9 protein-coding genes are annotated in these 8,047 nt (G+C 69.7%); 4 read left to right on the top strand and 5 right to left on the bottom strand.

Going from position 1 to position 8,047, the window contains the following annotated elements:
* Positions 1-1,121: 1,121 nt before the first annotated feature.
* Positions 1,122-1,421 carry a hypothetical protein gene (locus AB0O53_RS14550; protein WP_365195709.1) on the bottom strand — a complete coding sequence of 100 codons (300 nt, stop codon included), beginning with the start codon at positions 1,419-1,421 and terminating at the stop codon, positions 1,122-1,124.
* 462 nt (positions 1,422-1,883) lie between these two features.
* Between AB0O53_RS14550 and AB0O53_RS14545 the strand changes: the two genes are divergently transcribed.
* The 4 genes from AB0O53_RS14545 to AB0O53_RS14530 all read left to right on the top strand — a co-directional run bounded on the left by AB0O53_RS14545 (position 1,884) and on the right by AB0O53_RS14530 (position 4,712).
* Positions 1,884-2,783: a replication initiation protein gene (locus AB0O53_RS14545; protein ID WP_365195707.1), complete on the top strand. Its 900-nt coding sequence runs from the start codon at positions 1,884-1,886 to the stop codon at positions 2,781-2,783.
* 29 nt (positions 2,784-2,812) lie between these two features.
* Positions 2,813-3,082 (top strand): hypothetical protein, encoded by a 270-nt coding sequence (locus AB0O53_RS14540; RefSeq protein ID WP_365195704.1) that lies wholly within the window; start codon positions 2,813-2,815, stop codon positions 3,080-3,082.
* A 324-nt stretch (positions 3,083-3,406) separates the two neighbouring features.
* Positions 3,407-3,859, top strand: a complete 453-nt coding sequence (locus tag AB0O53_RS14535; protein WP_365195702.1) for a hypothetical protein — start codon at positions 3,407-3,409, stop codon at positions 3,857-3,859.
* Between the two features lie 337 nt (positions 3,860-4,196).
* Positions 4,197-4,712, top strand: coding sequence for a prepilin peptidase (locus tag AB0O53_RS14530; RefSeq protein WP_365195700.1), 516 nt, complete (start codon positions 4,197-4,199; stop codon positions 4,710-4,712).
* 117 nt (positions 4,713-4,829) lie between these two features.
* Here AB0O53_RS14530 and AB0O53_RS14525 read toward each other — a convergent pair whose 3' ends face one another.
* From AB0O53_RS14525 to AB0O53_RS14510, 4 genes are all read right to left on the bottom strand, one after another.
* On the bottom strand, positions 4,830-5,009 hold the full coding sequence (locus AB0O53_RS14525; protein ID WP_365195697.1) for a hypothetical protein: 180 nt from the start codon (positions 5,007-5,009) through the stop codon (positions 4,830-4,832).
* A 66-nt stretch (positions 5,010-5,075) separates the two neighbouring features.
* A complete protein-coding gene (locus tag AB0O53_RS14520; protein ID WP_365195694.1) occupies positions 5,076-5,402 on the bottom strand; it encodes a hypothetical protein in 327 nt (108 codons plus the stop codon).
* Positions 5,403-5,600: 198 nt separating this feature from the next.
* Complete coding sequence (locus tag AB0O53_RS14515) at positions 5,601-7,010, bottom strand: hypothetical protein (protein WP_365195691.1); 1,410 nt, start codon at positions 7,008-7,010, stop codon at positions 5,601-5,603.
* Between the two features lie 416 nt (positions 7,011-7,426).
* Positions 7,427-7,972, bottom strand: a complete 546-nt coding sequence (locus tag AB0O53_RS14510; RefSeq protein ID WP_365195688.1) for a hypothetical protein — start codon at positions 7,970-7,972, stop codon at positions 7,427-7,429.
* Positions 7,973-8,047 lie beyond the last annotated feature (75 nt).

Genomic DNA, 8,047 nt, shown 5'->3' with positions numbered 1-8,047 from the left:
GACGTGCTCGGTGCCGACGAAGTCGTGCCCCAGGCGCAGGGCCTCACGGAAGGTCACGGAGGGGCATAAATGCCCCTAAAGGAATTGCCTTTCGGCAATTCCCGCAGGGAATTCCCCTTCGGGGAATTCGTGGGTGGTTTATGTCAACCCCCTTCGGGGGTTTTGTTGGGCGGGGTTGTATTGCCTTTCGGCAATCCTGGGTTGTGGGTTGTTGGGGTTTTTGAAAGTCTTTCAGGCTTTCTTTTGATCCCGCGTTGCGGGATTTGATGGGGTGTTGATTGTGGGGTGGGGGGCCCGCCTGCCGGCGGGTGGGGTGGTGGGTGGTGTGGGCTCCTTCGGAGCCTTGGGGGTGTGGGGGTGTTTCGTTGTGGGGGTGTGGCTAGGGTCTGGGGGTTGGTGTCATGTGTGGTGGCTGGTTGGGGGGTTGTTGGGGGTTCTGGGTGGGGGGTGTGGGCCCCTGTCGGGGCCTGTGGGGGTGGGAGGGGGTGTGTGCGGGTGTACGGGGTGGGGTGGGGGTGTGGGGCGGGAGGGTTCGGGGCGGGGGTGCGGGCGGTTTTCCTGAGGGGGTTTCAGCGCCCTTCCGGGCGCCGTACCGGGGGCGGGCGCCCTCACGGGCGACCGGGTTTATGGGTGCGGGTGCAGGGGTGAATTCTGGGGCGGCCTTACGGCCTAATTGCCGGTGTCTTGAATTCTCTCAGAACGTCCGGGGTGCGCCTCTCCGGCGCCTCGGGAGCACGTCACGGACGGGCCGTCACACCCCTCGAATCTGATGATGCGTCAGGGAATGGGTGGAGAGAATTCCAGCGGCCCGAGGAACGAATAGGAAGCCACCCCGGAAAAGAGAAAGAGGCCCTTTCGGGCCTCCGCCACACAATCGACACACCGTCAAAACAGCCCTGCCCCCGGCCACTTCCAGAGCGCCGGCGGGGCCGGGCTACCCCCAGTAGACCGGCAGCCCCCGCGCCCTCGCTTCCTCGGCCAGCTCCCGGAGCTCCTCCAACCGCTCCTGGACGTACCCCGCCCTGCGCCCGCAGCGCCGCTCTTCAGTCCGAAGCGGCGCTGCGGGCCAGCACGAGCGCACCATGGCCCCTGACGGGACCGGCCCCAAGCACAACCCGCGGTCAGGCCCCGGCGCGGGTCCGGTCGAGACACGAGGGGGTAAGCCACAGGCCGGTTCGGCGGAGGTGCTCCCGGCCCTCGGCGCTGCGGGCCCGCGCGGCGTCCTCGCGGTTGGCAGCAGCGTTCTCACGCAGTTCCTTCGCCTCCTGCAAGTCCCCAATCGCATCGCGGGCTTCGAGCCGGACGGCGATCCTGTCGAGGCCTGCCGCATTGGCCTCCTGATAGGCGGCATAGTGCTCCGTGGCCTTGTCCACATCGCCAGCCCACACATGGGTGGCGCAGCAGAGAACGGGCTTCTTCACGAGGTGTCTCCTTGGAACGAGATACGGATTCGGGAGAGGCCGACTGCCACCATCGACCAACGAGACAACCATAACACGTATTCATCACACAAGGTAGGAACCTAGTCTCTCAAAAGCCCCGAGGCCAGCAACCAAACGCGACACCCCGCGGGCGAGGCCCGGGCAGGCCGGAGAGCCTCCGGATCCCTGCGAGGCACCTGCACACCCCAGAGCCCCTGATTCAGACCGTCAGGCGGGGTGGGGAGTCAGGGGTAGATGTCCGGGTCGGGTTCAAGAAACCCCCAACCGTCTGACTTGGTTCGTGTCGTACTTTGAATCTGCGGGCTGGAGGCTGGGGGTGAGGGTGGGGCTAGAGAGGCAGGGCGCGGGATCCCCGAATCATCTGACTTGGTTCGTGACGGACTTTGAAGTTCATGGCGTGTCCGGGCCTATCCGGCCCCGCCGGCTCGGGATGATCAGCGCATGAGTGCGGAGTTGCCCACGGGGCAGTGGGACGAGTTGTGGCTGCCGTTGCGGCCGTACGCGACGAACCGACTGCAGGAGGGGATCTGGAGGGAGCCGCGGCCGGTGGCGATGACGCGCCGGTACGTGGAGGCGAACCCGTCGGCCATCAGCAACCTTCTCGTCGTGGACGTGGACCACGCGGACGCGGTGCTGCGGGCGGTGTCGTCGGTGGGCTCGCACCCGCTGCCCAACGCGGTGGTGGAGAACCCGGTGAACGGGCACGCTCATGCGGTGTGGGCGCTGGCGGAGGCGGTGACGCGGACCGAGTACGCCCGGCGCAAGCCCCTCGCCTACGCCGCGGCCGTCACCGAGGGACTGCGCCGGGCGCTGGACGGGGATGCGGCGTACTCGGGCCTGATGACGAAGAACCCGCTGCACACGGACTGGAGCACGGAATGGCTCCACGGCAGTCTCCACACCCTCGGCGGCCTGGAGGAGGCGCTGGGCGGCCACATGCCGGCAGCGCGCTGGCGGGAGACCAAGCGCTTCCGTACGAACATCACGGGGCTGGGGCGCAACTGCTCGATCTTCGAGACGGCCCGGACCTGGGCGTATCGCGAGGTGCGCCACCACTTCGGCAGCCCTGACACCCTGCACGCTGCGATCCATGCGGAAGTGCACACCCGGAACTCCCAGTTCGCCGAGCCGCTGCCGGGGGTGGAGGCTCGCGCGATCGGCAACAGCATCCACCGGTGGATCACGACGCGGTCGAGGATGTGGAAGGACGGCGCGGCCGTCTACGAGGCCACCTTCGTCGCCATCCAGTCCGCCCGCGGCAAGAAGAGCGGTCAATCGCGCGCGGCACGCCGGGATGAGCGCACCGCCGCCATGCTCGACTACATGAGGGGGACGTCGTGACGCAGGGGCCCAGGCGTGAGCGCCGTCCCATGACGGCGCGTGAGCTTGCGAACCGGTTTGGCGTGTCCCCGCGGACCGTGCTGCGCATGGTCTCCGAGGAACGCGCGGAGTACGAGGGCCGGTCCCGGCAGCGTCGGGACCGAATCGTCGAGCTCCACCGGCAGGGGCTGAAGGGCTACGAGATTGCGGCGGAGCTGTCGGTTTCCGCCGGGCTGGTGTCGATCCGGCTCAAGGAAGCCCGGGAAGCCGGCGTCGACCTCGCCCCCTACACCGCGGTCGGTGAAGGGGGAACCCGGTGACGGCCTGGATGGGGGGCTGGCTTTGTTCACGAGATTGAGCAGCAGTTGTTCACCAGTTCCGACAGCGCCACAAGCGCCGCTGTTCGATTGGGTGATCTCGGGGGTGGGGCTTGTTCTGTCGGAGTTCCGCTGGCGTTCCTCTGCGGGGCTGGCTGAGGCCAACCGTGCATGGGTGGGGAGCAGCGCTGTCGCGGGCTTGGCGCAGGACGACGCCCTCTGAATCGTCTCGGGTTCAGCGATTTCGCACCGACGGAAGGCTTCTACGCGATCATGGTGAGGCCGAGCGCCACAAGGGCGCCGACCGACCCGGAAGGCCATCACCCTGTGACCGAGCCCGACAACCTGTTCGTTCAGCCGGAAGCCGGCGATCCCGCTGACGGCTCCCTTTCCTTGACCCCTCCCTCGTCCAACCCCCGCGCGGCCCTAACGGCCGCCGAAACCGACGGCAAGCTTCGCTTCACCTTCGCTGACAACGCCCCCATCCTGTCGAGAGGGTCCGCAGAAGTGGCTCAGGCCGCCATCGCAGCCTGGGCGACGGCCAACAAGGGAGCCAGCATCAAACTGGAAACCAAAGTCACTGACTACGCGGTCAGCGGAGCCGAGGCTCAGAGGATCGCGGTCGAGCGGCTCTTGGTCTTCCGCGGACTGCTCATCGACGCCGGTGTCTCCCCCTCGAAGATCCGCGTCAAGACGACCGATCAAGAGACCGATGTGCCCCAGCCGAACAAGTCACCCGACTTCGACTACGGCTGGGTCGAGCTGCGCCCGCAGGAGTGACCTAATGCTGTCCCGCTTCGGTGAGCGCCGAAGCGGGCAAGCCTGCCGCCTTAGACGGGAGAGCGCGGCCGTGGGACTGCGATGGTGGGCTACCGTTCGAATTCGCATCCCTCTGTGGTGCTGTCGGAACTGGTGAACAACTGCTGCTCAATCTCGTGAACAAAGCCAGTGCCCCCAGTGCGTGTCCTCGACCGGCACCAGCAGCCGGGGGCCGGCTCCGGTCTCGGATCCCGGCAAGCAGGGGGGTAATGGCCCGAAGGCCTGGACCGGGGCCGGGGTCGGATATCGGCGGGGTAGTAGCTATGCCCCCGTCGGCGGGGTGGTGCTGGCCAGCGCCTTGGCATGTCTCGCGATCGGGGCAGGGGTCGGAGCTCGGCCCGAGCTGTTCGTCTGGCTGCTGCTGGCGCCGTTCACCGTCCTGCTCTGCCTCGTTGACTGGTCCGTGCACAGGCTGCCCGACGTACTGACCCTTCCCCTGGCCGTAGGGACCCTTGCGGCCCTCGGGGTGGCCGCGCTGGCAGGGGAAACCAGCGGCTCATGGCCGCGCGCAGTGGTCGGCGGGCTCGCCCTCGCTTCCGCCTACTTCCTTCTCTTCCTCATCAGTCCGCGCTTCGTGGCTTTCGGCGACGTCAAGTTCGCGCTCGTCCTGGGCCAGGTGCTCGGCTGGTATGGGTGGTCCGTGCTCTTCGCCGGGACCATCGCCGCGTTCCTCGGGGCCGCCGCGCACGGCCTCGCCCTGATCGCTCTACGCCGAGCGGACCGCACCACGATGATCCCCTTCGGGCCATTCATGGCGGGCGGGGCCCTCGCGAGCATGGTCTGGGCGGGCCTCGGCCCCTCGGCCGGCCTCTGAGCTTGACGGCCAGCCTCTCGGCCGGCCCTTCCTCGCCGCACCCGCCCAGCCGGAGTCCGGCCGGTGCGGGGAGCGCGTGAAGGCGGGCCCTGAGCCGCCCGCCTTCACCGCGTCCGGTCAGCCGACGATCGCGACTTCCTCGCTGGCCTTGTACTCGACGGTGTCGCCGCTGGAGTAGGCAACCCGGACCCCACCGGAAGGGGTATCGGTGACCGTGTCCACGAGGTAGGGCATCTCGTCACTGCTGATGATCACGCGGTTGTTGCGCGCCAGGCAGTTCGCGGGAATGGTGATCATGGAAGGCTCCTTCGCGGGCCTACCCCCGGGCGTTTCTGACGCCCGGGGCGGGGTGAGGGGCGCGGGTCAGGCGATGTCGAGAATGACCGCGACGACGCGGTTGGTGACCTCTTCCAGGCCGTCCGAGGCGCTGGTGCAGTCGAAGTACTCCAGGAGGAAGGTCGGTTCGGCGTTCTTGTCCGCGTGGACGTAGAGGTCTCCCTCATGGTCGACGCCCACGGTGAACCGGGCGCCGTCCCGGGTGGTGATCTCGCCGGTCACGCCCCAGTAGCCGGACTCGGCGTGCCACTCGTCGCCGAGGAACTTCACCGCTCGGCGAGCGATGTCCGAGATGGAGAACGGGTACTCGCGGCCGGGCTGGGAGAAGAACTGCTCCGCCGTCGCCATGGTCATCTGTGATCCTCTCGATCGTGTCTTCGGTTTGGTCGGCTGCCACCGCCAACCATTGAGATAACTATACCATGCATGCATCACTTTCGGGGTGTGGTGCGCACCTCTCGGGTGGCTGGAGTTGCTGGCGTCCGCTCCGTCGGGGCTCCGCTGCCCCGGCTGGGGCCCGGCTCGTTCGCCGAGCCCCAGCCCACCGCCTGATCAGACCCCGGACGGGGCGCTTACGGCGGCAGCGCTCCGGCTGCGGGCCAGGTGCGCGCAGCGGATTCCACCGCCCGGGTGCCATTCCAGGACCGGCTCGGCAGACGCCCCGTGCTCTGCGCACCAGGAGACGGGAACAACGCCGCCGCAGGCGTGCCGCTTGCACGGGCAGGACTCTCCCGGCCCCGCGTACGCGAGGCCGTGGCGCACCACTCCGCCCGCGTGGCTGTCTGAGGCGGCGCCCCGGAGGGCGGCCGGCCACGCCAGGGTCACCTTCAGTCCCCCCGACCCGTTCCTGAACAGGTCGATGAGCCGCACCTCGCCGGGCACCGCCAGCGGCGCCGCTCCGGGCGCAGTCAGCCGGCGTAGCGACGCTCCGAACTCCCCGGCCGTGAGCTTGGCCAGCGTGTCGGCGTCGTCCTCGGTGGTCCAGCCCGCCAGCTGGTCCTCGTCCTGGGCGTCGTCCGCCAGGAGCAGCAGCGGGCCGTCGAGTCGGAGCCTTGTCGCACCGTCGGCGCCGCCGAAGAGCAGGGTGGCCGGCGGGATCTGTGACGGGATCTCGATCTTGTCGTGGTCGAGGAGCCAGGTGGCCACCGCGCTTCGGTCGAATTCCGGGTGGACGTCAGTCCCGCCGACCGGGGCCGGGAAGTCGGAGTGCCGCCGGCGCCAGTTCACCACCGCGGCGCGGCCGACTCGGGCGATCCTCGCCACCTCCGCCAGAAGCACCACGTCTCGCCCGGGTGCGACCGGCGTGAGGCCGGCGAGCGGCGAACGGCGGCCGGCGGGCACCGTGCGCAGCGCTTCCCAGTCCACTCCGGGCCGCAGGACCGGGAGCAGGGCGAGATCGACCCCCGAGTAGAGGGGGACCTTGGTCCAGCCTCCGTAGGACTTGTAGTCGATCATCACGGAGGCCACCGGAGTGATCCATCCGAGCCTGACGACCTGGTCGTAATCGACCCTGCGCACGCCCAGGCGAACCGCGGCCTGGTCCGGGCCGAAGGGGACGTGGCGGTCGAGCAGCGCCGGCAGGTCCCGGCGGCGGGCGAGGGCGGCCAGCTGGTCCGGGTGGACGTCGGGGCAGGCCGCTTCCCCGCCGAGCCAGACCAGCAGGCCGGCCTTCACCAGATGGCCGACCGCTGCAGCCGTCACCCGCGGGCGACACCTCGGCAGCGGCTGCCCCAGGGCCTCGGTCAGCCGGTCCGCCGCCTGCCCCGCGGACATCGGCCCGCGCAGGGCGGCGCGGACACCTTCCGCGTCCACCGCGTCGACCGCGGACCGCGACCACTGCCCCGGCCCCGCGTCCGCCGGCGGGACCAGTCCGGACCCTGCCGCCCACCGCCAGGCGGCCACCGGAACTCCGAGCCTGCCGGCCGCCGCCTGCTCGTCGTAGAACTCCCGCTGCTTGCCCATCACGAACTCCTCTCCGGGCCCCCATCTGGAGCCACGCCCGAAAGATTGCGAAAGATCCCATTTGTTGTCAATGGCCATATTTTTGGCGGTAGTTGGGGGTGCACCGCCAGATCCCCGCCCGCGTACGCGAGGGGGGAATTCACTCCTGCGGGTGAAGGTCGGTGGTCAGTCGGGCAGGCCGGTGAGCGGAGGATCGGTCGCGGCGCGGCACGGGGCGGAGCCTTGGCGGCCGGGCCGACCGCAGGCCCGGTCCTGGCTCGCCCGTACGCGCCGGCCGTCACGAACGGGGGCGCGCCGTCCCGGCGGTCATCGGGCCGTCGGCGCACGTCTGGACGCGTCCCGGTCCGGGTCCTGCCCGTGGCGGACCGAGACGGGTACTGCCGCGGGCAGGGTCCTGCGGAAGGACGGGTGGAGCGTCAGGGCTGAGGCGTCGGCTCGCCGGTCTCGGGCCAGTTGTCCCAGGGCCAGAGTCCGCCAATCGCGTAGCGGCCCTGGGCGTCCGGAGTGACGCGCTCGGCGCCGGGCTCGCCCCGGTAGGTCGCGTCCCAGGTGAGCGTGAGCGTGCCGTCGGGCTCGAACGCTGCGGTGAGACCGCAGTTGTCCCGGTGCAGGTCTTCGACGATGCGCTGCGCGGTCTCGCCGGCGAAGAGGTAGGTGCCGTACGGGGGTCGCGACGCCGTGGTGGGCTGTCCGGGGTAGGGCCCGTACTGCGTCCCGTCGACCGTCAGAAGCTCAAGGGGCGGCGCGGCGGGGGCGGGCGCTTGGGGGGTTGGGCTCGGTGCGGCGTCACCCGGGTCTCCGGCGGGCAGGCCGGCCGGAGCGGGCACGACCGTCACGCTGTGGGCCGGGACCGCGTAGCGGGTGCGGCCGGTTCCTCCGGTCTCGCGCGGACGGGAGCTTCGAAGGACGTCGACGGTGATCCGTCCGGTGGGGTGGAAGCTGTGTACGACGCCTTCCACCATCTCGGTCGAGTGGGCACTGCGGCCCCACTTCCGGGGGAAGAGGACCTGGGGCGTGGTACGTGATCGGGGTTCCTC

This window comes from Streptomyces erythrochromogenes (assembly GCF_040684695.1).
Taxonomy (GTDB): domain Bacteria; phylum Actinomycetota; class Actinomycetes; order Streptomycetales; family Streptomycetaceae; genus Streptomyces; species Streptomyces erythrochromogenes_C.
This window is presented reverse-complemented; position numbering and strand designations above follow the sequence as displayed.